This window comes from Rhodococcus sp. 06-1460-1B (assembly GCF_002258475.1).
GTDB lineage: Bacteria > Actinomycetota > Actinomycetes > Mycobacteriales > Mycobacteriaceae > Rhodococcoides > Rhodococcoides fascians.
Window position 1 is genome coordinate 286,926 of sequence record NZ_NOYS01000018.1, and the last position, 22,764, is coordinate 309,689.

A 22,764-nucleotide genomic window follows, 5' to 3' on the forward strand; every position below is an offset into this window, starting at 1 on the left:
ATCCTCCCGCACACTCCCCGCGCAGACACGGCAGGATGTGCACGCGTGTCGCCCACTGACGATGTACCTCGCACCTCCCGCCGACCCGTCGACGGGGTCACTCGCGTGAACCCGCCCGGGCAGCCGTTCCCCCTGGGTGCCACTGCGCATCCCACTGGTACGCAATTCGCAGTCCACGCTCCCGGTGCGGATGGCGTCGAGGTATGTCTGATCGACCCGGACGGCGGCGAGCGGCGCGTGGAGTTGACCAACCGGACCTTCGGCATCAGGCATGCCTTCGTCCCCGACGTCGGGCCAGGCGTGCGGTACGGCTTTCGCGCGCACGGCACCTGGGATCCCCACTCGGGCCGACGATTCAACGGGGCCAAGATCCTGCTCGACCCGTCCGCCCGCCAGGTGTCCGGTGACTTCGGGGATCCCGCGGCCCTGTTGGCCTACGAGGACGACCCGTTCGGAGCCCCCAGCAGTCGCGATTCCCTCGGCCACCTCCCGCTCGGCGTCGTCCGCGGACCGTCGGACAACGGCGACCGGCCGGTGAGGCCTGCCGTTCCCTGGGACAGAACCGTGCTCTACGAATTGCACGTCGGGTCGTTCACCGCGCGCCACAACGGCGTACCCGAACACCTTCGTGGCACCTACCTCGGGCTCGCGCAACCGGCCGTACTCGAACACCTGGCCCGAACGGGCATCACGTCGGTCGAATTGCTGCCGGTCCACACCACGTTCACCGAACCCGGGGTACGCGCTCGAGGGATGCGAAACCATTGGGGCTACTCCACGGGCGCGTATTTCGCTCCCGATCCGCGTTTCGCCGCCGTACGAGGCAACGAAGTGGACGAGTTCCGGACGATGGTCGACGCGTTGCACAGCGCAGGGATCGAAGTGATTCTCGACGTGGTCTACAACCACACGTGCGAATCCGCGGTCGACGGGCCGTCGATCAGTTGGCGGGGTCTCGACGCGCCGGGGTACTACCTGCTCGACGGTCGCGGATCCGACGTCGACCTGACCGGTTGCGGCAACACACTCGATTCGGCGTCTCCCGCCGTGGTTCGCATGGTGTGCGACAGCCTGCGGTACTGGGTGCAGGACATGGGCGTGGACGGATTCCGATTCGACCTGGCCAGTACGCTCGGCCGACCGGGCGGTTGGCGATTCGATTCTCGTGCACCGCTGTTGACGGCGATCGGTACCGATCCGGTGCTGTCGGGCGTCAAGTTGATCGCCGAACCCTGGGATGCGACCGGTGCCGGATATCAGGTGGGCAACTTCGGGGTCATGTGGTCCGAGTGGAACGACCGCTACCGAGATACCGTGCGAGGATTCTGGGCCGGCCATCACGGAGTGCGCGAATTGGCTTCCCGCCTGGCCGGTTCCGAGGACCTCTATGCCGGCAGCGGTCGACTGCCGTGGGCGTCGATCAATTTCGTCACCGCACACGACGGATTCACCGCACACGATCTGGTCTCGTACGAACGAAAGCACAACGAAGCCAACGGCGAAGAGAACAGAGACGGCACCGACAACAACTCCTCGGTCAACTACGGCGTCGAGGGTCCGACCGACGATCCCTCCGTCCTCGGAGACCGTGGACGACATGTCCGTGCTCTGCTTGCCACCCTGACGCTGTCGACCGGAACACCGATGCTGCTCGCAGGTGACGAACTCGGCCACAGCCAGGGCGGAAACAACAACGCCTACTGCGTATCTCACGATGCACCGGCATCCGACGCCTGGGCCGTCGACTGGGACAGCGCGGATCAGAACATGATTCGATTCGTGGCGCGCCTGCTGCGCGTACGTGCGAGCGCCCCGACACTGCGTCAGCAGGAGTTCTTCACCGGCCGGGCGACGCCGACCGGTCGACCGGACCTCGTCTGGTTCGATTCCGCCGGAATCGAATTCGATCACGACAGATGGAACGACGATTCGGTGCGCACGATCTCCGCCTGGGTCGACGGGTCCGACGTGCGTTCCTACGCCTCCGACGGCGGGCAGGTGGACGACGCGAGTTCGTTGCTGATCTTGCATTCCGGCGGTCCCGCCGAGATCACGCTGGCCTGCCCCAGTTGGTCGTCGTCTCGATTCGTGCCCGTCCTCGATTCCTCTCGCGTGGACGGCGTCCCACCCGATACCACTGCACTGGAGGCAGGTTCGAAGATTTCGGTGACCGGCTCGACCGTTCTCGTGTTCCGCAGCGCCGGTAGGTGAGTCATGAACAGCTGCACGAGCGGTCCTACCCCGAGCGCGTAGAGCACCGTACCCACACCGAGAGTTCCGCCGAGCAGCCAGCCGGTGAGTACCACTGTCAGTTCGATTCCCGTGCGAGTGAGGCGAATCGACGATCCGGTGCGCGCCACCAACCCGGTCATCAAACCGTCTCGGGGGCCCGGGCCCATTCCCGCACCGATGTAGAGCGCCGTGGCGAAGGCATTGACGACGATGCCCGACACCATTGCCAGTGTCCGAACGATCGGCCCGTCCAGATGGGGCAGGATCGCCGACGTCGTATCCACGGCGACAGCGATGACGATCACGTTGCTCACGGTCCCCAAACCCGGACGCTGCCGCAGCGGTATCCACATCAGGAGCACCGCCACGCCGGTGATGGCAGTGATGGTTCCGAAGCTGAGCGACAGGTGCCGCGACAGACCTTGGTGGAACACATCCCAGGGGTTGACGCCGAGCCCACCGGCGATCATCAGCGACATGGACGCGCCGTACAGCCACAGGCCGACGTAGAGCGCCGTCAGGCGAGACGGGAGACGACGGCCGGCGACGCGTAGCGGTGAGAAAGGCATGGTGTCAGTGTCCGGCCACTGGATACCTCGTTCGATAGCCAGTTGCGCGACAGTGGACCCCCCGGCCGATGCTGCGTTACGTCCGGACAGCGATCACGGTCGTCGAACCGGGAGCCACTTCGGTGAAACCAGCATCTCGGACTGCGACGGCGCGACCCTCGCGGACCTCGTCCAGCGCGTGCGTCCACTGCTCCGGATCCGCCGATCGAACCGAACAGGCGAAACCGGAATCGGCCCAGGCTCGACAGTCGTCGAGGCTCATCGCACCGGCCAGCAGCATCGACGCATGACCCACCTGCGCCGCGGCCTTGCCCACCGTCATCGACAGGGACGCGTCGATCCACAGCACCGGACCGGCGCTCGGCGGTGACTCTTCCTCGGCCGGCACGTCGGTGCCGCCGATCTGAAGACGCTTGATGCGCGGATCCAGATCGCCGACGCGGCCCGGCACGAAAGCACGGGCCGAAGCGTTCCCGACCTCGACCGTGACACCCGGAACTTCCTGCGCCGCAGTCCATTGCGCGCCGCGGGCACGGCGGGCCACCTTCCTGATCCGCGCCGAGGTCCATGCGACGAAAGGCTCGTGCCACGAGGCGTCGACACCGACCCGTGGGTCGAGGCACAGCGCCACGACGGCGCGGGCGGCGGCTTCGAGTAGGTCGTTGCGCACCGGCGGATCGGCCTTGGGTATGTGCAGCACCATGGGCATCGCCAGAACCTCCGACGGGTCCTCGGGATCGTCCGCGCCGCCATAGCCGCGGGCCAACTCGGCGTGACGCGAGGCGAACGTGTTGGCGTCCGAGAACTGCTCGGGTTCAGCCGTATCGGACGTCGACCCGGCACGGTCCCGATCGACGGAGTCGCCGACGGCGGGGGCGTCGGTCATGGGATCGGGACGCGGCGGACTCCCCCGTCGACGGCATCCGCGGCTTCGATCTCGTTTCGGGTGACCCCGAGAATGAACAGGACGGCGTCCAAGTACGGGTGCGAGATCGCAGTATCGGCGATCTCGCGAAGCGCGGGCTTGGCGTTGAACGCAACGCCGAGCCCGGCCGCGGTGAGCATGTCGATGTCGTTGGCGCCGTCGCCGACCGCGACCGTCTGCTCCATCGGCACTCCGGCTTGGGCAGCGAACTCCCGCAGTGCGGTCGCCTTCGCAGCGCGGTCGACGACGTCGCCGATGACGCGACCGGTCAACTTCCCGTCGACGATCTCGAGTGTGTTGGCCTTCACGTAGTCGAGTTCGAGTTCGTGAGCCAGTCCCTCGATCACCTGGCGGAATCCACCCGAGACGACACCGCAGGCGAAACCGAGACGCCGAAGCGTCCGGATGGTCGTTCGAGCCCCCGCCGTCAGCTCCAAGCTGTCGGCGACGTCGTCGATGACGGATGCGTCGAGGCCGGCCAGCGCTGCGACACGCTGTTCCAACGACTCGGCGAAGTCGATCTCCCCGCGCATCGCCGCCTCGGTGACGGCACGTACCTCGTCTTCGCGCCCGGCCCGGGCGGCAAGCATCTCGATGACCTCGCCCTGGACCAACGTCGAGTCCACGTCGAACACGATGAGTCGTTTCGACCTCCGTGCGATGCCGGCTCGCTCCACTGCGATGTCGACGCCGATTCCCGCTGCGATCGCGGCGAGGCCGGTGCGTAGCTGGAGGTCTGCCTCAGGCGAGGTGTCGGTGGCGGTGACCTGAAGTTCGAGGCCCGTCACCGGGTAGTCCGCGATCCCACGGATGGAATCGATATTCGTGCCCTGCCGGGCCAATTCCCTCGAGATGGTGCTGAACGCTCGCGCAGTCACCGGACGGCCGAGCACGACGACGACATGCGTGGCCAACGTGCGTCCACCGTTCTGAGCCGCGTCGATCTCGACATCGACATGGACACCCACGGTGGCCATGGCGTCTTCGAGTTCTTCCTGGAGCGCCTCGGGATCGCGTGGACAGTTCAGCAACACCCCGAGGGTCAGCCTGTTGCGGATGACCACCTGCTCCACGTCGAGCAGGCTGACGTCGTGCCGCGACAGGGCCGCGAACAGCACCGATGTGACACCTGGTTTGTCGGGTCCCGTCACCGTTACCAACACCGCAGTGTCGCTCGATCTCACCGAATCTCCCTTTCGCACTGTCCCCCCGTTACTGGTGTGCCCTGCTCGTGTCCCGCGACTACCGCCGAACGGGCCGGACACGCAGGAAAGATTGTCGCAAGCGAAGAGCCCCGCCCGGTAGCCGGGAGGGGCTCTCGCTGTGCTGTGGACTACCGGGGATCCGGGTCGCCCGAACCTTCGTGATCGCTGGTGGCGATCGGAGCCCGGCGGGCCTGTTCGAGTACCGCGGTGGTCTTGCCGCCGTGAGCACCAGGACCGACGTGCGCCTCGGACCGCATCCGCTCGACCATGTGCGGGTAGTGCAGCTCGAACGCCGGACGCTCGGAACGAATCCGGGGCAGCTCGGTGAAGTTGTGCCTCGGGGGCGGGCACGAGGTGGCCCACTCCAACGAGTTTCCGTAACCCCAGGGATCGTCGACGGTGACGACCTCACCGTATCGGTACGACTTGAACACGTTCCAGACGAACGGCAGCGTCGAGGCACCGAGAATGAACGCACCGATGGTCGAGATGATGTTCAGTTCGGTGAATCCGTCGGACGGCAAGTAGTCGGCGTAGCGACGTGGCATGCCTTCGTTACCGAGCCAGTGCTGAACCAGGAACGTGGCATGGAATCCGAAGAACGTCAGCCAGAAGTGCCACTTGCCCAGAGCCTCGTCCATCATCCGGCCCGTCATCTTCGGGAACCAGAAGTAGATGCCTGCGTAGGTCGCGAACACCACGGTGCCGAACACCACGTAGTGGAAGTGGGCGACCACGAAGTACGTGTCGGTGACCTGGAAGTCGATGGGAGGCGAAGCCAACAGCACACCGGTCAGTCCGCCGAACACGAACGTGATCAGGAAGCCGATCGAGAACAGCATGGGCGTCTCGAGCGTGACCTGTCCGCGCCACATCGTGCCGACCCAGTTGAAGATCTTCACACCGGTCGGAACAGCGATGAGGAATGTCATGAACGAGAAGAACGGCAGCAGTACCGCGCCGGTGGCGTACATGTGGTGGGCCCACACGGCGATCGACAATGCAGCGATGGCGATCGTCGCGTAGATCAGACCCGAGTAACCGAAGATCGGCTTGCGGGAGAACACCGGGAACACCTCGGACACGATTCCGAAGAACGGCAACGCGATGATGTAGACCTCGGGGTGCCCGAAGAACCAGAACAGGTGCTGCCACAGCAGCACTCCGCCCGTTGCCGGGTCGAAGAGATGCGCGCCCAGGTGGCGGTCGGCGGCAAGGCCGAGCAGTGCGGCGGTCAGCAGCGGGAACGCCAGCAGGATCAGGATCGACGTGACCAGGATGTTCCAGGTGAAGATGGGCATCCGGAACATCGTCATACCGGGGGCGCGGAGGCAGATCACCGTGGTGATCATGTTGACGCCACCGAGGATGGTTCCCAGACCGGCGACGGCGAGGCCCATGATCCACAGGTCGGCACCGACACCGGGCGAGTGCAGAGCAGAGGTGAGCGGCGTGTACGCCGTCCATCCGAAGTCGGCTGCGCCGCCCGGGGTGATGAAGCCGGCCGTGGTGATCAGCGCACCGAACAGGTACAGCCAGTAGGAGAACGCGTTGAGACGCGGGAACGCCACGTCCGGCGCGCCGATCTGCAGCGGAAGAATGTAGTTGGCGAAGCCGAACACGATCGGCGTTGCGTACAGCAGCAACATGATGGTGCCGTGCATCGTGAACAGCTGGTTGTACTGCTCGTTGGACAGGAACTGCATCCCCGGCACGGCCAACTCGGCGCGCATCAACAGCGCCATCAGTCCACCGACGAGGAAGAATGCGAACGACGTCGCGATGTACATGATCCCGAGAACCTTGGGATCGGTTGTGGTCACCGCCTTGTGGATGAACGAACCCTTCGGTCCCATCCGCGGCGGGAAAGGCCGAGCAGCATCCACCGCGGGAGCGGGCCTAGGCGCTAGGGCAGTCACAGATCCTCCTGATTGCGCGTCCGACCCCGAATCACGAGGCGACGTCACTAGTCGTGCGCTACTCGAATCGTAGACCGTCGGACCGACGCTTGCCGAACCGGTCCTACCGTGTGTCGTATTGGATTCGATCGAACCATGGTTCGGGGTGCGATCTGCCTGCGCCGTCGGCCTTTACGAGCCCTCCGACACACCCTGGAACACCTCCCGAACAGATGGCCGGGAAGGGTGCGCGGCAGTGCTCTGGGCGAGGCGCTTTCCGTTACTGTGTGAGACCACCCGACCCGCAGAAAGAAGTCCCGCATTGCCACTTCGACCACGACTCCCCCGCCGGTTCGCGCCACACACCACGGGCACGGCGGCCGCTGTCTGTCTGATGGCAGCCGTGGCGTTGACCGGATGCTCCGATTCCGCGACCGAGGACGACGCATCCACCATCGTTCGCAGTACGACGAACATTGCCGGAGCGGGGGTGGTCGGTAACAACCGGGACACCGTCGGACTGTGTCCCGCACTTGCCCCACTCGACCCGACGGGAGTCGAGGGCGATACGCGCCCCGTCGGGCACGCCGAGGGAATCAGTGCCATCCCGGCCGATCCACAGCGCATCGTCGTCCTCGACGCTGCAGGCCTCGACGCCAGCTGCGCGGTCGGGATCTGGGACCGCGTCGTAGGCGCGGCCACGCTCGACCCCGACTTTCGGGGAGACGGAGACCAACCGCTGTACCTGGGCACCGGCCTGGCGTCGGTTCCGTCGGTCGGCCCGGTCGGTGCCCCCGACCTCGATGCGATCGCCGCCCTCGACCCGGACCTGATCCTGGGGGCAGATTCTCTCGGATCCGATACCTACGATTCGCTGACTGCCATCGCGCCGACCGTGTTCACCGCGACCGGACAGGGATGGAAAGACACCTTTCTGCAGTCCGCAGCCGCCTTGGGGCGCGGCCAGGCAGGATTCGACCAGCTCGCGTCGTTCTCCGCGGATGCCGAACGCGTCGGGCGTGAGATCGATGCAACCCAGACGCAGGCGTCGGTCGTCCGATTCGGTGCCGACGCGGTCGAGGTCGACGGCCAGGATTCCTTCGCCGGCCAGGTGCTCGCCGAGGTCGGCGTTGCACGGCCACAGAATCAGCGTGACACCGGTTTCTCGGTCGAGCCCGGCAACCTGGAGCCCGTCGAGGGCGACATCGTCTACGTGCGATTCGCGGGTCCGGACGGCGAGACCTTCGGCCGTGAGGTGATGGACGGCGACGCGTGGCACGCTCTCGGCTCGGTCACCGACGGGCGGGTGTTCGTGGTGAACGACACGGTCTGGTCGGGCAGCGGGGTCGTTGCGGCGCGGGCCGTTCTGGCCGACCTGTCCGCTTCTCTGAACGCTTACGTGTCCTGACGCGATGCCCATACCGGACTTCGTTCAGGCGCTGCGCAGCGTCGTCGGCGCGTCCCCGCTGTGGCTGTCCGGCGTCAGCGCTGTCGTTCTCGACGACGATCGGCGCGTGCTGCTGACTCTGCGGGCAGACAACAACACCTGGGCGGTGGTGTCCGGAATCCTCGAGCCCGGCGAAGAACCTGCACCCGCCGCGCTGCGTGAGATCGGTGAGGAGACCGGTGTGGACGCCACGATCGTGCGCCTGACGAGCGTCGACGTGACGGAGCCCATCACCTACCCCAACGGCGACGTCGCGCAGTATCTGGACATCACGTTCCTCGCTCGCTACACCGGCGGCACTCCTCATGTCGCCGACGACGAGAACCTCGACGTGGCCTGGTTCGAGCTCGATGGACTACCCGAAAACCTCACGGCCACCTCACGATTGCGGATCGAGAAGGCCATCGCCGACGACCCGTCGGCGTGGTTCCGACGCTGACTCCCCCACCACCCCGAGACCGCAGCTCCATCGAACCGTCCCCCACTCGGTCGATAATGTGATATCACTTTAGTATCACTCACGAGAGGGAGGTTCCGATGTCCGTACCCACTACCGTCGCCGAGAAGCCGACGGGTACTCCGACCACCACCATTGCCGAGCGCACCGGCTGGGATCTACCCGGCTGGTCGATGCTCGGCGTCGGTCTCGTGTTGTTCCTCGGCGGAATCGCCGCGTTCGTTCTCGGACTCGTCTTCTCCGTTGTGGCGCTGATGGCCGTCGGAGTCGCGCTGTTCGTGCTGTCGTTGCCGGCACTCATGGGATTGACTCTGGTGCAACCGAATCAAGCTCGTGTTCTGCAGCTACTCGGCAGTTCGTACAGTGGAACGCTGCGCACACCGGGGCTACGCTGGACCAATCCGTTGACGTACCGCAGGGCCATCTCGACGCGCATCCGCAACCACGAGACCGGCCAGTCGAAGGTCAACGACGCCGACGGCAATCCGATCGAGATCTCCGCCATCGTCGTCTGGCAGGTTGCCGATACCGCCCTGGCGTCGTTCCAGGTCGACGACTACGAGGAGTTCGTGGCCGTTCAGACCGAATCTGCGGTTCGGCATATCGCCGGTAGCTACCCGTACGACGCCGAGGGACGAATGTCGTTGCGCGAGAACGCCGACGAGATCACCGCCGCCATGTCGGAGGAAGTACACGCGCGGGTGAGATCGGCAGGCGTCGAGGTGATCGAGACCCGCATCAACCGTCTTGCCTATGCTCCGGAGATCGCGCAGGCCATGCTGCGACGCCAGCAGGCCGGAGCTGTCATCGCGGCGCGTCAGCAGATCGTCGAAGGTGCGGTGGGAATGGTGGAGATGGCACTCTCGAAGCTCGAGGAGAAGCACGTCGTGGAACTCGACGAGGAGCGGAAAGCGGCGATGGTGTCGAACCTGCTCGTCGTGTTGTGCAGCGATCGCGATACCCAGCCCGTCGTCAACACCGGATCGCTGTACCAGTGAGCCATGGCCGTCGAGCGTAAGAAAATTCTGCTTCGGCTGGACCCAGCGGTGCACGACGCTCTTGCCCGCTGGGCCTCCGACGAGCTCCGAAGCACCAACGCTCAGATCGAGTTCCTACTGCGTCGAGCACTGAGCGAGCAGGGCCGAATGCCGAAGGAGGCCAGAGACATTCGCGCGCCGGGCCGCCCACCGAAGGAGTGAGCGGCACGGCGCGAGGATGGGTTTCTAGAAGTCCCAGTCCTCGTCTTCGGTGTTGACGGCCTTTCCGATGACGTACGAGGAGCCCGACCCGGAGAAGAAGTCGTGGTTCTCGTCGGCGTTGGGTGACAGAGCAGACAGAATTGCCGGGTTCACATCCGTCTCGTCCTTGGGGAACAGGCCCTCGTAGCCGAGGTTGTTCAGTGCTTTGTTGGCGTTGTAGCGCAGGAACTTCTTGACGTCCTCGGTCAGACCGATCTCGTCGTACAGATCCTGGGTGTACTCGACCTCGTTGTCGTACAGCTCGAACAGCAACTCGAAGGTGTAGTTCTTCAGTTCCTCGCGCCGCTCCTCGCTGACCTTCTCGAGACCCTTCTGGTACTTGTATCCGATGTAGTACCCGTGGACGGCCTCGTCGCGAATGATCAGCCTGATCAGGTCCGCCGTGTTGGTCAGCTTGGCCCGTGAGGACCAGTACATCGGCAGGTAGAAGCCGGAGTAGAAGAGGAACGACTCGAGCAGAGTCGACGCCACCTTGCGCTTGAGCGGGTCGTCACCGTGGTAGAAGTTCAGCACGATCTCGGCCTTGCGCTGAAGGTTGACGTTCTCCTCGGACCAGCGGAACGCATCGTCGATGTCGCGGGTGGAGCTGAGGGTGGAGAAGATGGAGCTGTAGCTCTTCGCGTGCACCGACTCCATGAACGCGATGTTGGTGTACACCGCCTCCTCGTGCGGAGTGATGGCGTCGGGAATGAGGCTGACGGCACCGACCGTCCCCTGAATCGTGTCCAGCAGGGTCAGTCCGGTGAACACGCGCATCGTCAGCTGCTTCTCGACGGCCGTGAGAGTTGCCCACGACGGGATGTCGTTGGACACCGGCACCTTCTCGGGCAGCCAGAAATTACTGGTGAGACGCTCCCAGACTTCGGAGTCCTTGTCGTCCTGGACCCGATTCCAGTTGATTGCGGAAACGCGATCGATCAGCTTCACCATGTGTCCTATCTACCGAGAGAATCTGCCGAATATTGGCTTGCTTGAACACTACCCGTTGTGTCCGACATCAATAGCTAACACAAGATCTGTGTCGTGCGCGTTTTGCGTACCTGGAGGGGCGCACAACGCGCACGACGTGAGTTCGCCCTCCCAGCCCTCACGTCGAAGAACCTGCGCCACGTCTCCTGCGACGCCGCACGGATCGCTGCTGACCTCCTCGTACCCGAAAACGAGTCGCGCACGCCCGGCGAGTTCCGAAGCATTGTCACGTCGCCGATCGCGGAATGCGACCTCTTGCATCGAATGGAACCGACGACCGTCCAGGCGCACGGTCAGCGTACGAGATCCAACTCGGTACACGACGTCCTCGTAGAGTGTCCGCCCGTCGACCTTTATCTCGCTCTGCCGTTCGGCAGCAGGGAGCCCGTGAGCCTCTTCGACGTTGGTCGCATATTCGAGTTCGAGAACAGACTGAACGCCGTTCGCGAGCAAGTCGACGGCTTCGGTCAGCGCTGTGAGATACCGGTACGGCCTGCGGACAGCGATCTGCTTCCGAACGTCCGTCAATCGAATTCGCCGCTGAGTCACCGACGACACCAAGCTGTGGAAAGCCTGCCTCGGCGTAGGTTCCGACACCGCCAGATCGAGTGCAGTGTCCACCAGCGTCGTTCGCGGCATATCCCCTGGTACGCCGATGTGCCGGTGCGCACGAGATCGGTGCACCACCACTCCGGGATGCAGCGATAGTCCGATGCCCGCCACCAGCCTCGTTCCGACCCTGGGGACCGAGCGCAGCGTCGGGCGCTGATTGCATGCAGACTTTCCGTACGGCACGGTGACGTGGACGGCCGAATCGGGATCGGGCCGTCGCAATCCCCATTCTTCGGCTGCGGAGCGGTGGCTCAGCATTGCGTGCCCACCTCCGTACAGAAGCGCTGCCATCAGGATCCGATCCCGAGTCAACGGCCCGGTGAAGATCGAGTAGACGCCGCGCAGAACAACGATCCACGCGCCACTCTCCACTAGCTTGCGGACTCGATTTCGGCTGTACCCCAACTTCGTGACCTGCGACTGCGTGAACAGCCCCCACTGCGTGTCGATCAGAACCTGAAGTTCTCGACCGTCCCCCCGACCATGTTCCATGGCCGGCCATCCTGCCCAGTGGGTACGACAGCTTCCGTCGTGCGCGTTTTGCGCCCCTCCAGGTACGCAAAACGCGCACGACGGCGAAGCCCTACAGCATGCAGGAAACGCAGCCCTCGACCTCGGTGCCCTCGAGGGCCATCTGACGCAGACGGATGTAGTACAGCGTCTTGATGCCCTTGCGCCATGCGTAGATCTGCGCGCGGTTGATGTCGCGGGTGGTGGCCGTGTCCTTGAAGAACAGCGTCAACGACAGGCCCTGATCGACGTGTTGCGTTGCGGCAGCGTAGGTGTCGATGATCTTCTCGTAGCCGATCTCGTACGCGTCCTGGTAGTAATCCAGGTTGTCGTTGTCGAGATACGGTGCCGGGTAGTAGACGCGGCCGATCTTGCCTTCCTTGCGGATCTCGATCTTCGACGCCACCGGGTGAATCGACGAGGTCGAGTTGTTGATGTACGAGATCGAGCCGGTCGGCGGAACGGCCTGCAGGTTCTGGTTGTAGATTCCGTACTCCTGCACCGACGCCTTCAGCGCGGCCCAGTCGGCCTGGCTCGGGATGGCGACGTCGGAGTCGGCGAACAACTTCGCGACCTTCGGTGTCGCAGGCTCCCACACCTGGTCGGTGTACTTGTCGAAGAACTCTCCCGACGCGTACTTGGAATCCGGGAAACCCTTGAAGTACTGGCCGCGAGCCTTGGCCAGCTGGTTCGAGGCCTGGATGGCGTGGAACAGCACCGTGTAGAAGTAGATGTTGGTGAAGTCGATTCCCTCGGTCGAGCCGTAGTGAATGCGCTCGCGGGCGAGGTAGCCGTGCAGGTTCATCTGACCCAGGCCGATCGCGTGAGAGTCGTTGTTGCCCTGCTCGATCGACGGTACCGAGAAGATGTGGGTCTGATCCGACACCGCAGTCAGACCACGGATCGCCACCGCGATGGTCTTACCGAAATCGGGCGAATCCATCGTCTTGGCAATGTTCAGCGAGCCCAGGTTGCACGAGATGTCCTTGCCCACATGGCTGTACGAGAGGTCGTCGTTGAACGTCGACGGCGTCGAGACCTGGAGAATCTCCGAGCACAGGTTGGAGTGAGTGATCTTGCCCTTCACCGGGTTCGCACGATTGACGGTGTCCTCGTACATGATGTACGGGTAGCCGGACTCGAACTGCAGCTCGGCGAGAGTCTGGAAGAATTCACGCGACTTGATCTTGGTCTTGCGAATCCTCTTGTCGTCGACCATCTCGTAGTACTTCTCCGAGACGTTGATGTCGGCGAACGGCACTCCGTAGATGCGCTCGACGTCGTACGGCGAGAACAGGTACATGTCCTCGTTCTTCTTCGCCAGCTCGAACGTGATGTCCGGGATGACGATTCCGAGGGACAGCGTCTTGATGCGGATCTTTTCGTCGGCGTTCTCTCGCTTGGTGTCGAGGAACTTGTACACGTCGGGGTGGTGCGCGTGCAGGTACACCGCGCCCGCGCCCTGGCGTGCCCCGAGCTGGTTGGCGTACGAGAACGAATCCTCGAGCAGCTTCATGATCGGGATGACACCGGACGACTGGTTCTCGATCCGCTTGATCGGCGCACCTGCTTCGCGAATGTTGCTCAGCAGCAATGCAACTCCGCCGCCGCGCTTGGACAGCTGCAACGCGGAGTTGATGGATCGTCCGATGGACTCCATGTTGTCTTCGATGCGGAGCAGGAAGCACGAGACGGGCTCGCCGCGCTGCTTCTTGCCCGAGTTGAGGAAGGTGGGCGTCGCGGGCTGGAATCGGCCGGCGATGATCTCGTCCACGAGATCGGTGGCCAGGGCTTCGTCACCGGCCGCCAGCGTCAATGCCACCATGCACACACGGTCCTCGAAGCGTTCGAGGTAGCGCTTACCGTCGAACGTCTTGAGCGTGTAGGAGGTGTAGTACTTGAACGCACCGAGGAAGGTCGGGAATCGAAACTTCTTGGAGTACGCGTGGTTGATCAGGAACTTCACGAACTCACGTGAGTACTGGTCCAGAACCTCGGGCTCGTAGTAGTTCTCCTCGACCAGGTAGTCCAGCTTCTCGTCCAGGTCGTGGAAGAACACGGTGTTCTGGTTGACGTGCTGCAGGAAGTACTGATTGGCAGCTTCGCGGTCCTTCTCGAACTGGATCTCACCGTTGGGCCCGTAGAGATTGAGCATCGCGTTGAGCGCGTGATAGTCCATGTCACCGTCGCTGCGAACGGTCGCGGGTGCGGGTGCTGCGTCGGTGATGGTCGGTGCCACGGCGGTGCTCCTACTGGTCTGTGGTGGTTGATGCTCAGTGCGTGTGGGCAGCGCGACGGACTTCCCGTTCCCAGAAGTCTTCGAGTCCCTCGCGGACTCGCACTACGTCCTCGGGGGTGCCCATCAATTCGAAGCGGTAGAGATACGGAACCGCGCATTTCTGCGAGATGACGTCTCCGGCAAAGCAGAAGGAGTCACCGAAATTGGTGTTTCCGGCAGCGATGACGGCTCTGATCAACGATCGATTGTGCTTGTCGTTGAGAAACTTGATCACACGCTTGGGGACGTAGTTGGTGTCGCGGCCGGCGTACGTCGTTCCTCCGCCGTACGTCGGCACGATCAGGACGTAGGGAGAGTCGACGCGAAACGTGCCGTCCGGATCTCGTAAGGGAATGCGCGTCGCGGGGATATCCAACTTCGATACGAAACGGTGCGTGTTCTCCGACGCGCTGGAGAAGTAGACGAGTGAGTTCGAGGACTGCTGTTGTGAACTCACCGCTCACTCACTTTCTCGATCTGTTCAAGCAGCGTTCGTCGCGAGGGTCTTGATGCGATCCGGGCGGAAACCGGACCAGTGGTCGTCACCGGCGACGACGACGGGGGCCTGCAGGTAACCGAGCGCCATGACGTAGTCACGTGCCTCGGGGTCCTGCGAGATGTCGATGACGGAGTACTCGATACCCGCTTTGTCGAGGGCGCGGTAGGTGGCATTGCACTGGACGCAGGCGGGCTTGGTGTAAACGGTGATGCTCATGGTGTCCCTCTTTCCGGTGTCGCCGTCGGGTGCACCGATGGCGACGATGTGCTCTGCGTGTGGCACCGAGAACATCTCCCGCTCAGGGCGACTGCGACCTGCTCGAACCCACGTCGTTCGGGCTCTTCGAGTTGTGGTCTCTCGGCGGGTCAAACACTACACCTAGTGTCCCCCATCTGCCTAGAACACGAGATGTTGCGAACAACATGCGTGGTATTCGCTGGTCACGGCCGTGCGACCGACGCTCGTCCACCCCACATCGGCGTGTCGGACGTCACAAAACGAGGTGTCTTTCATCACTACCGACCGTCGCCCCGACAGTGACGTTCCCCTACGACATCCGCGCACGACGACGGCCCCTCGGAATTGCTCCGAGGGGCCGTCACGTGGATCACGCGAGCGTCAGCGTTGACGCGCCTTGAACCGCGGCTCCTTCTTGTTGATCACGAACACGACCCCATGGCGGCGAACCACCTGGGCACCGGGCTTGTTCTTGAGCGATTTCAGAGAATTTCTCACCTTCATGAGACCATGCTACATGAAAACGATTCCCGATACCATCAAGCGGTCACGCGTTGACGAGTTCCTTCGACGCCTTGACCAACTCGGCCACGACGTGGCCGATCTCACCGGACACCTCGGCGTTCTCACGCGGGTGGGCGGCCCCGAACTTGTCGATGGTGCCGCCGATGGAGAGCTGGACGTCCTCGAGTACGGATCCGCCGGCGATGCGGACGGCCTTGCTCGTATCCTCGTGGGCCCACTTGGCACCGTTGCCGCTCGGCGATGCGCTGATGACCACGACCGGCTTGCCCACCATGGCACCGGCACCGTAGGGACGTGAGAGCCAGTCGATGGCGTTCTTCAACACGGCCGGAATGGTGCCGTTGTATTCGGGCGTGACCAACAGCAGCGCAGAAGCCTTCTCGGCAGCGGCGCGCAGAGCGAGGGCGGCCGCAGGCACGGAGCCGTCGACGTCGATGTCCTCGTTGTAGAAGGGAACGTCGCCCAGCCCGTCGTAGACCACGATCTCGGCATCGGCCGGTGCGACGGTGACTGCAGTCTCGGCAATCTGCTTGTTCACCGATTCGGCGCGCAGGCTTCCGACGAGAACGAGTACGTGTGCGTCTGACATGAAATCTTCCTTCGAAAGTTCGGATGACGTGATCGTCGTGTCAATTCATACCATCCAAACGGACCGCGGTCCACTTGTATTCCCCAGCGAGGTACCCTGAACAGGTGACCGGTCCGATGCTGCCCGTAGTAGGCGAAGACTCCGAACGCTGTGACGCTGCCCGCAACCGCCGACTGCTCCTCGACGCGGCGACGGAGCTGGTGGCGACCCTCGGTGCCGACGCCGTCACCATGGAGGCCGTGGCAACGAGGGCCGGCGTCGGCAAAGGCACCGTGTTCCGGCGCTTCGGCAACCGCGCCGGGTTGATGCGAGCCCTGTTGGATCACACCGAGAAGATGTTGCAGAGCTCGTTCATGTTCGGCGAACCGCCGCTCGGGCCCGGTGCCGATCCCATCGACCGCCTTGTCGCGTTCGGTCGGGCACGGCTGGAGTTCGTCAGGGTTCAAGGTGAGGTGCTGCGGGCCGCGGAAAGCTCGGCCGACGCTCGGTATTCGGCTCCGGCGCACATGGTCAATTTCACACACGTTCTGTCTTTGCTCCGTGCAGCCGGCGTGGAGGGAGACCTGGAACTTCTCACCTACTGGCTGCTCACACCCCTGGAAGCCACGTTGGTGCTGCACCAGTACCGAGACCTCGGAATGACGATGGATCGTCTGGCCGACGGGTGGGAAGATCTGGTGCGCAGAGCAACTCGCGTCCCATAGCGGTTGTCGGTCACGTCGCGAGGATCGACAGTGCCGCCGAATGCAAGGCAGTTCCGTACGAACGGCCGTGTCCGGCCGCATGTACGGCCAGAGGATGCAACTGGTGGAGGGCGGTCCGGTCGCGCCACCCCGTCCGCAGCGGGTGCACGGACTCGTAGCCGTCGACCATGGCGTCCAGATGAGGACAGCCGAACAGTGCCGCCATCGCCAGATCCGTTTCGCGATGGCCGCCGTGTGCCGCGGGATCGATCAGCACGACACCCGCATCGGTCCAGAAGACGTTGCCGTTCCACAGGTCTCCGTGGATTCGACTGGGCGGTTCACCGTCGTCGAACTCGCCGTCCGCCACCCGTCCGCACGCCGCCTCGACGGTCGCCGCCTCGGACTGCGTCACGTTTCCGGCGTCGACCGCGATCCGCAGAAACGGCAGCACTCGCTCGGCGGCGTAGAACGAACCCCAGGTGGCGTGGACAGTGTTGGTCATGGGCCGCGAGCCGATGAACAACTGCCCGGGAAACGGTGTGCCGTCCGAGCGATTCGGCGGAGCCCCGAATCCGGCCGCGCCGCCGTCGTGCATACGGGCCAGTGCGCGCCCGAATCGACGGGCCGCGATCTCGGTGGGACGCGCGGCCGTCAACCGCTCGAGTTCGATGAACGTCGGTCCGCGATCGAGAACACCGACGACCGGCACCCCTGTCTCACCGAGCCACGCGAGTCCCGTCGCCTCGGCCTCGAAGAAGTCCGGGTGCGCGCGGGTATCTCGCTTGACGAAGGTATCCGTGGATCCGCTCACGTCGAACGACACTACGCATCCTTCTCGACCCGAACGCGTACCCGCACTCGTCATTAGGATGATCGGATGGGACACATCAACTCGGAATTGCGCTCCGGAATCATGCGTGAGCTGGCGGTACAGTCGACCATCGATCCGGTGACGGAGGTCCGCAGGCGCGTGGACTTCCTCAAGGACTACCTCGCGTCGACCCCGGCCTCCGGTTTCGTACTCGGGATCAGCGGCGGACAGGACAGCACGCTCACCGGCAAGCTCGCACAGCGGGCGGTGACCGAACTACGAGCCGACGGGCACGAGGCCGAATTCGTCGCCGTACGGCTCCCCTACGGTGTGCAGGCCGACGAGGACGACGCGGCGATCGCACTGAAGTTCATCGATCCCGACCGCACGGTGACGGTGAACATCAAGGCGGCCTCCGATGCCGCAGCCGCTGCGACCGCCGAGGCTCTGGGAACCGGCGAGGTCCGAGATTTCGTGCGCGGCAACATCAAAGCTCGTCAACGCATGGTCGCCCAGTACGCGATCGCCGGCGAACTCGGCTATGTGGTGGTCGGCACCGACCACGCAGCCGAGGCGGTGACCGGCTTCTTCACCAAGTTCGGGGACGGCGGGGTGGATCTGACGCCACTGACCGGCCTGACCAAGCGACAAGGTGCTGCGCTGCTGCGCGAGCTCGGTGCGCCCGAAAGTACCTGGCGCAAAGTCCCCACCGCGGATCTCGAAGACGATCGACCGGCTCTGCCCGACGAGGAAGCACTCGGCGTCACATACGAGCAGATCGACGACTACCTCGAAGGCAAAGATGTCACCGAGGAAGTGGCCGACAAACTCGAGAAGATGTTCGCCGCGACGCGGCACAAGCGAACCGTTCCGGTGACACCGTTCGACGATTGGTGGAAGAACGGTCACTGACCGACCTTCGTCGGCGGCGATCGGTGACGATCAGCCGCCGGCGAACGGCGGCAGTACGTCGACTCTGCTGCCTACGGACCGACCCAGATCGCGGGTCAACTCGTCTCCGACCAGATACGCCGACACCCGCAGAATCGGTTCCATCGGGGCTCCGTACCGAGAACGGATGGTCTCGCGCAATTCTCCCAGCGTCGCACCGGCCGGCAGAGTGAGGTGTTCGGACTCGCAGCCGGACGCGTCGACGGCGGCTGCGAAGTACCGCACCTCCACTTGCATCGTTCGACTACCGGTCGTGCTGGGCTGTGTCTCAACCACCGATTGCTCCCATACTGCGGGTCGGTGGCACGAAGCCCTCGGCGTCGATGCCGTGCCCGGCCCATTTGTTCCACATGGCTCCGCGCCATACTGCTGCCAACTCGTAATCGGTGGCACCGCCCCGCAGCGCCGCGCGAAGATCCGTCTCGTCGTCGCTGAACAGGCAGGACCTGATGGTCCCCTCGGCAGTGAGCCTCGTTCGATCACAGTCGCCGCAGAACGAGCGCGTGACGGACGCGATGATTCCCACGGTCGCCTCCGTGCCGTCCACGCTCCATTCTTCGGCGGGAGCGGACGGATCGGCGCGACCCACTTCACGTAGATCGAAAGCAGTGGACAGCTCGTCGAGCAACGTCTGGGCGTCGATCATGTTGTTGCGGGCCCATTCGTGATCGGCGTCGAGTGGCATCTGCTCGATGAATCGAAGCGCGACCCCCTCGTCCAGACACCACCGGAGCAGATCCACGGACCCGGAGAGGGTATCTCGCATCAGTACGGCATTGACCTTCACCGGACCGATGCCCGCCTTCTTGGCCGCCCGGATGCCGGCCAGCACCGACGGCAGACGATCGCGTCGAGTCAAGCGCGCGAACTGTTCGCGATCGACCGAGTCCAACGACACGTTGACGCGCGTCAGACCGGCCTCGGCGAGGGCCTGCGCACGATGTTCGAGACCGACGGCATTGGTGGTCATGGACAACGGCACGCCGTCCGCCACAGCGGAGCACGAACGAAGGATCTCGTCCAGATCTCGACGCATCAGAGGCTCGCCGCCGGTGAAACGCACGTCGCGTATTCCCAACAGGCGCACGGCAACCGAGACGACCCGAGCGATCTCGCCAGCGGTCAGCAGGTCGGCTGTGGGAATTGCCGGCAGCCCCTCCTCCGGCATGCAGTACGTGCACCGCAGCGAGCACTTCTCGGTGATCGAGATGCGCAGATCGCGTGCCACCCGCCCGAATCGATCGATCAGATGCGGCACGTCGGGACGATCGTCCACCGGGCCGAACGACGACCCCGAGGAAGCTGCACCGATACGCGGGATCCCGAGGGACGTGACACTGTCCACCGTCACCTCACACCTCGAATCCGTCTGTTCCTGCATGTCTCACATCGGCTTGTCTACCCAGTATGCCGCAGCCCACACGCGCCCGTCGTGTCGGCGTGCCTAGGATTGGCAGCCATGACGGCTGAGCACACTCGAGCGATCACCGGACCCGCACTGTGAGCGCCGTATCCGTCGAGGAGCACGCAGCAGCGATCGAGTCGCTGCTCGCAGACTTGGGCACCCGAGCAGCCCAACGAGTGCCGCTGACCGACGCACTGGGGCGGGTGGCATTCCACGACGTGACCTCCCCCGTCGATCTACCTCTGTTCCGGAATTCGCAGATGGACGGTTATGCGGTCGATTCTCGCTCGGTGCAGTCTGCGCCCGTGACGCTTCCGGTATCGACGATCATCGCTGCCGGACCCACCCGACCCTCGACGCTCACGCCCGGTAGCGCAGCCAAGATCATGACCGGTGCACCGATACCCGACGGAGCGGACGCCATCGTCCCCGTGGAGGACACCACGGTGACCACCGCAGGTGCGGTGACCGTCGAACGAGCCCGCGTCGCAGGCGAATTCGTGCGCGAACAGGGTAGCGACGTACGCGCGGGAACGATCCTGATCGACGCGGGCAGAGTGCTCGAGCCCCGGCACATCTCGGTTCTCGCGGCCGTCGGACTGGCCACCGTCGACGTACGGTCGCGTCCTCGTGTGGCCGTGGTGACCACCGGAGCAGAGTTGGCCGACGCAGGCGAGACGCTCTCGCCCGGTCAGATCTTCGACTCGAACGGCATCACTCTTGCCGCGCACCTGCGCGCGAGCGGTGCCGACGTGGTCACCGTCGCACGCAGCACCGACGATCCGGAACGCTTCCGAAGCATCCTCACCTCCGCAGCCGCATCGGCGGAGCTCATCATCACCTCCGGTGGAGTGTCGATGGGCGACTTCGAGGTGGTCAAGGACGTTCTCGCGCCGCTGGGTGGACAGTTCGGATCGGTTCGGATGCAACCGGGTGGACCGCAGGGCATCACGATGTTCGACGGCACCCCGGTCCTGAGTTTCCCGGGCAACCCCGTCAGCACCGTGGTGTCGTACATCATGTTCGCGCGCAACATCGTTCGGCGATCGGCCGGCCTGCCACCGGTCCTGTCGGGCCCTGCGACTCTGTTCCAGTCGATCACCTCGCCGCCGGGCAGGCGTCAACTGCTCCGCGGGAAATTGCGTGACGACGGCCGGGTCGAACTGGTCGCCGGACCGGGGTCCCACCTGGTGGCCGCACTGGCGTGGGCCGACGTGCTCATCGACATCGCCGCCGAGACAACCGAACTCGCCGCAGGATCACCCGTGGAGGCATGGCCGCTGTGACCACCGAAGTCCCGCAGAACCCCCTGTCGCACCTGGACGACGAGGGCCGTGCCCGCATGGTCGATGTGGCGCACAAGAAAGAGACCTCCCGAACGGCTGTGGCGGCCGGCGAGTTCGTCACCACGCCCGAGGTCATCGGGTTGGTGCAGGCGGACGGCATGCCGAAGGCCGATGTCCTGGCGACCGCTCGGATCGCCGGTATCTCGGCTGCCAAGCGCACGTCCGACCTGATTCCGCTGTGCCATCAACTCGCGCTCTCGTCGGTGAAAATCTCCTTCGGATTCACCGACACCTCCATCACGGTCGAGGCCACCGCGCGCACGACCGGTAGGACCGGCGTCGAGATGGAAGCCCTCACCGCCGTCGCGGTTGCCGGGTTGACCCTGCACGACATGGTCAAGGCGGTCGACCCGGGTGCAACGATGAACGGCGTCCGGCTGATCACCAAAGACGGTGGTAAGCACGGGCATTGGCAGCGTGATGCAAAGGCGACCGCCCCCGACGACGACGCTCGGCCGTCGGAGGGGACGAAGTCGGCGGTCGTGCTCGTGGCCTCCACCGGCGGTGCTCGCGGAACCCGCCCGGACACCACCGGCCCGTCCATCGCATCCTGGCTGACCGATCGGGGCTTCGCGGTGCGCGGCCCGCTGGTGTACGCCGATGCCGACATCGAGGCCGGACTGCGCGACTCGCTACGCGGCGAGCCGTCGCTGATCATCTCGACCGGCGGAACCGGCGTCTCCCCTACCGATGCAACTCCGGAGGCCACGGCGGCACTGCTCGACATCGAGATGCCAGGAATAGCAGACCAGATCCGCACCAAGGGAACCTCCGCGACGCCGCACGCGGTGCTGAGTCGCGGAGTGTCCGGGTTGATCGGACGTACCCTCGTCGTCAATTTGCCCGGATCACCGGGAGGCGTGAAAGACGGCTTGGCCGTTCTCGATCCGCTCCTCGATCATGTACTCGCCCAGATCTCAGGAGGAGGACCCCACGATGACTGAACTCGTCGCCCGCATCTCGAACGAGCCGCTGACGACCGCCGAGGTAGAGGCCGCGGTACAGGATTCGCACCACGGTGCCGTGGTGCTGTTCAGCGGAATCGTTCGTGACCACGACGGTGGCCACGCCGTGGAAACTCTCGAATACCGCGCCCACCCCGATGCGGAACGCTTCTTGAGCCGATGCTGCTCGGAGGTCTCGTCCGAAACCGGTCTTGCGGTCGCTGCCGTGCATCGCGTCGGGGACTTGCGGGTCGGCGATCTCGCGCTCGTGGCCGCAGTCGGATCGGCTCATCGCGCCGAGGCGTTCGAGGCGTGCGCCCGACTGGTCGAACGCATCAAGGCCGAGGTACCCATCTGGAAACGGCAGGGCTTCGAAGGCGGGCGCACCGAATGGGTCGGACTGTAGAAGA

General features: G+C 64.4%; 23 protein-coding genes and 1 pseudogene. 10 read left to right on the forward strand and 14 right to left on the reverse strand.

Translation table 11 applies throughout. The features are described 5' to 3' along the window. Positions 1-105 precede the first annotated feature (105 nt). Entirely contained in the window at positions 106-2,211 is a 2,106-nt protein-coding gene (glgX, locus tag CH268_RS07395; protein ID WP_255182318.1) for a glycogen debranching protein GlgX, read from the forward strand. Between the two features lie 11 nt (positions 2,212-2,222). Here the strand turns inward: glgX and yczE are convergent. The 4 genes and pseudogenes from yczE to ctaD all read right to left on the reverse strand — a co-directional run. After that, positions 2,223-2,801: pseudogene (yczE, locus tag CH268_RS28530) on the reverse strand (membrane protein YczE); the annotation flags it as partial. A 76-nt stretch (positions 2,802-2,877) separates the two neighbouring features. Continuing rightward, entirely contained in the window at positions 2,878-3,687 is an 810-nt protein-coding gene (locus tag CH268_RS07405) for an aminoacyl-tRNA hydrolase (RefSeq protein ID WP_094663099.1), read from the reverse strand. Then, entirely contained in the window at positions 3,684-4,910 is a 1,227-nt protein-coding gene (gene serB, locus CH268_RS07410; RefSeq protein WP_094663212.1) for a phosphoserine phosphatase SerB, read from the reverse strand. The genes CH268_RS07405 and serB overlap by 4 nt, the downstream gene beginning before the upstream one ends. A 149-nt stretch (positions 4,911-5,059) precedes the next feature. Then, entirely contained in the window at positions 5,060-6,850 is a 1,791-nt protein-coding gene (gene ctaD / locus CH268_RS07415) for an aa3-type cytochrome oxidase subunit I (protein ID WP_027496609.1), read from the reverse strand. Positions 6,851-7,223: 373 nt separating this feature from the next. Between ctaD and CH268_RS07420 the strand changes: the two genes are divergently transcribed. The 4 genes from CH268_RS07420 to CH268_RS07435 all read left to right on the forward strand — a co-directional run bounded on the left by CH268_RS07420 (position 7,224) and on the right by CH268_RS07435 (position 9,932). Beyond that, positions 7,224-8,237, forward strand: a complete 1,014-nt coding sequence (locus CH268_RS07420; protein WP_094663101.1) for an ABC transporter substrate-binding protein — start codon at positions 7,224-7,226, stop codon at positions 8,235-8,237. 4 nt (positions 8,238-8,241) lie between these two features. Continuing rightward, the gene (locus tag CH268_RS07425) at positions 8,242-8,715 is read left to right on the forward strand and encodes an NUDIX hydrolase (protein WP_094663103.1); all 474 of its coding nucleotides are present in this window, start codon (positions 8,242-8,244) and stop codon (positions 8,713-8,715) included. A 98-nt stretch (positions 8,716-8,813) separates the two neighbouring features. Then, positions 8,814-9,731: an SPFH domain-containing protein gene (locus CH268_RS07430; RefSeq protein ID WP_032387199.1), complete on the forward strand. Its 918-nt coding sequence runs from the start codon at positions 8,814-8,816 to the stop codon at positions 9,729-9,731. Between the two features lie 3 nt (positions 9,732-9,734). Then, complete coding sequence (locus CH268_RS07435) at positions 9,735-9,932, forward strand: hypothetical protein (protein ID WP_032370750.1); 198 nt, start codon at positions 9,735-9,737, stop codon at positions 9,930-9,932. Positions 9,933-9,956: 24 nt separating this feature from the next. Here CH268_RS07435 and nrdF read toward each other — a convergent pair whose 3' ends face one another. From nrdF to CH268_RS07470, 7 genes are all read right to left on the reverse strand, one after another. After that, entirely contained in the window at positions 9,957-10,922 is a 966-nt protein-coding gene (gene nrdF, locus CH268_RS07440) for a class 1b ribonucleoside-diphosphate reductase subunit beta (RefSeq protein WP_027496604.1), read from the reverse strand. Between the two features lie 48 nt (positions 10,923-10,970). After that, positions 10,971-12,065 carry a type IV toxin-antitoxin system AbiEi family antitoxin domain-containing protein gene (locus tag CH268_RS07445; protein WP_094663105.1) on the reverse strand — a complete coding sequence of 365 codons (1,095 nt, stop codon included), beginning with the start codon at positions 12,063-12,065 and terminating at the stop codon, positions 10,971-10,973. Positions 12,066-12,156: 91 nt separating this feature from the next. Beyond that, positions 12,157-14,322 (reverse strand): class 1b ribonucleoside-diphosphate reductase subunit alpha, encoded by a 2,166-nt coding sequence (nrdE, locus tag CH268_RS07450; RefSeq protein WP_094663107.1) that lies wholly within the window; start codon positions 14,320-14,322, stop codon positions 12,157-12,159. 34 nt (positions 14,323-14,356) lie between these two features. Beyond that, entirely contained in the window at positions 14,357-14,818 is a 462-nt protein-coding gene (gene nrdI, locus CH268_RS07455; RefSeq protein ID WP_027496602.1) for a class Ib ribonucleoside-diphosphate reductase assembly flavoprotein NrdI, read from the reverse strand. Between the two features lie 24 nt (positions 14,819-14,842). Next, complete coding sequence (locus CH268_RS07460; protein ID WP_027496601.1) at positions 14,843-15,076, reverse strand: redoxin NrdH; 234 nt, start codon at positions 15,074-15,076, stop codon at positions 14,843-14,845. 402 nt (positions 15,077-15,478) lie between these two features. Beyond that, complete coding sequence (gene ykgO, locus CH268_RS07465) at positions 15,479-15,601, reverse strand: type B 50S ribosomal protein L36 (RefSeq protein WP_027496600.1); 123 nt, start codon at positions 15,599-15,601, stop codon at positions 15,479-15,481. A gap of 43 nt (positions 15,602-15,644) precedes the next feature. Then, positions 15,645-16,211 (reverse strand): NAD(P)H-dependent oxidoreductase, encoded by a 567-nt coding sequence (locus CH268_RS07470; protein ID WP_032383451.1) that lies wholly within the window; start codon positions 16,209-16,211, stop codon positions 15,645-15,647. A gap of 104 nt (positions 16,212-16,315) precedes the next feature. Between CH268_RS07470 and CH268_RS07475 the strand changes: the two genes are divergently transcribed. Then, positions 16,316-16,915 (forward strand): TetR/AcrR family transcriptional regulator, encoded by a 600-nt coding sequence (locus CH268_RS07475; RefSeq protein ID WP_027496598.1) that lies wholly within the window; start codon positions 16,316-16,318, stop codon positions 16,913-16,915. Positions 16,916-16,925: 10 nt separating this feature from the next. Here the strand turns inward: CH268_RS07475 and CH268_RS07480 are convergent, their stop codons facing one another. Then, on the reverse strand, positions 16,926-17,762 hold the full coding sequence (locus CH268_RS07480; protein WP_094663109.1) for a fructosamine kinase family protein: 837 nt from the start codon (positions 17,760-17,762) through the stop codon (positions 16,926-16,928). A gap of 12 nt (positions 17,763-17,774) precedes the next feature. Here CH268_RS07480 and nadE point away from each other — a divergent pair, with 12 nt between their 5' ends. After that, the gene (gene nadE, locus CH268_RS07485; protein WP_094663111.1) at positions 17,775-18,620 is read left to right on the forward strand and encodes an ammonia-dependent NAD(+) synthetase; all 846 of its coding nucleotides are present in this window, start codon (positions 17,775-17,777) and stop codon (positions 18,618-18,620) included. A gap of 30 nt (positions 18,621-18,650) precedes the next feature. Here nadE and CH268_RS07490 read toward each other — a convergent pair whose 3' ends face one another. Beyond that, positions 18,651-18,896 carry a MoaD/ThiS family protein gene (locus CH268_RS07490; protein ID WP_094663113.1) on the reverse strand — a complete coding sequence of 82 codons (246 nt, stop codon included), beginning with the start codon at positions 18,894-18,896 and terminating at the stop codon, positions 18,651-18,653. A gap of 31 nt (positions 18,897-18,927) precedes the next feature. After that, positions 18,928-19,980: a GTP 3',8-cyclase MoaA gene (gene moaA, locus CH268_RS07495; protein WP_255182320.1), complete on the reverse strand. Its 1,053-nt coding sequence runs from the start codon at positions 19,978-19,980 to the stop codon at positions 18,928-18,930. Positions 19,981-20,159: 179 nt separating this feature from the next. Here moaA and CH268_RS07500 point away from each other — a divergent pair, with 179 nt between their 5' ends. The 3 genes from CH268_RS07500 to CH268_RS07510 are packed head-to-tail and all read left to right on the forward strand — an operon-like array spanning position 20,160 to position 22,760. Then, positions 20,160-21,350: a molybdopterin molybdotransferase MoeA gene (locus tag CH268_RS07500; RefSeq protein WP_094663117.1), complete on the forward strand. Its 1,191-nt coding sequence runs from the start codon at positions 20,160-20,162 to the stop codon at positions 21,348-21,350. Continuing rightward, the gene (gene moaCB, locus CH268_RS07505) at positions 21,347-22,354 is read left to right on the forward strand and encodes a bifunctional molybdenum cofactor biosynthesis protein MoaC/MoaB (protein WP_027496592.1); all 1,008 of its coding nucleotides are present in this window, start codon (positions 21,347-21,349) and stop codon (positions 22,352-22,354) included. The genes CH268_RS07500 and moaCB overlap by 4 nt, the downstream gene beginning before the upstream one ends. Next, positions 22,347-22,760, forward strand: coding sequence for a molybdenum cofactor biosynthesis protein MoaE (locus CH268_RS07510; RefSeq protein WP_027496591.1), 414 nt, complete (start codon positions 22,347-22,349; stop codon positions 22,758-22,760). Before moaCB ends, CH268_RS07510 begins: the two co-directional genes overlap by 8 nt. Positions 22,761-22,764 lie beyond the last annotated feature (4 nt).

Coding starts and splice junctions, on each gene's coding strand:
- CH268_RS07435 (WP_032370750.1), top strand. CDS start 9,735: ATGGCCGTCGAGCGTAAGAAAATTCTGCTTCGGCTGGACCCAGCGGTG.
- CH268_RS07480 (WP_094663109.1), bottom strand. CDS start 17,762: ATGACGAGTGCGGGTACGCGTTCGGGTCGAGAAGGATGCGTAGTGTCG.
- CH268_RS07445 (WP_094663105.1), bottom strand. CDS start 12,065: ATGGAACATGGTCGGGGGGACGGTCGAGAACTTCAGGTTCTGATCGAC.
- CH268_RS07470 (WP_032383451.1), bottom strand. CDS start 16,211: ATGTCAGACGCACACGTACTCGTTCTCGTCGGAAGCCTGCGCGCCGAA.
- CH268_RS07490 (WP_094663113.1), bottom strand. CDS start 18,896: ATGCAAGTGGAGGTGCGGTACTTCGCAGCCGCCGTCGACGCGTCCGGC.
- nadE (WP_094663111.1), top strand. CDS start 17,775: ATGGGACACATCAACTCGGAATTGCGCTCCGGAATCATGCGTGAGCTG.
- CH268_RS07420 (WP_094663101.1), top strand. CDS start 7,224: ATGGCAGCCGTGGCGTTGACCGGATGCTCCGATTCCGCGACCGAGGAC.
- CH268_RS07430 (WP_032387199.1), top strand. CDS start 8,814: ATGTCCGTACCCACTACCGTCGCCGAGAAGCCGACGGGTACTCCGACC.
- CH268_RS07510 (WP_027496591.1), top strand. CDS start 22,347: ATGACTGAACTCGTCGCCCGCATCTCGAACGAGCCGCTGACGACCGCC.
- CH268_RS07460 (WP_027496601.1), bottom strand. CDS start 15,076: ATGAGCATCACCGTTTACACCAAGCCCGCCTGCGTCCAGTGCAATGCC.
- CH268_RS07405 (WP_094663099.1), bottom strand. CDS start 3,687: ATGACCGACGCCCCCGCCGTCGGCGACTCCGTCGATCGGGACCGTGCC.
- CH268_RS07425 (WP_094663103.1), top strand. CDS start 8,242: ATGCCCATACCGGACTTCGTTCAGGCGCTGCGCAGCGTCGTCGGCGCG.
- nrdF (WP_027496604.1), bottom strand. CDS start 10,922: ATGGTGAAGCTGATCGATCGCGTTTCCGCAATCAACTGGAATCGGGTC.
- ykgO (WP_027496600.1), bottom strand. CDS start 15,601: ATGAAGGTGAGAAATTCTCTGAAATCGCTCAAGAACAAGCCCGGTGCC.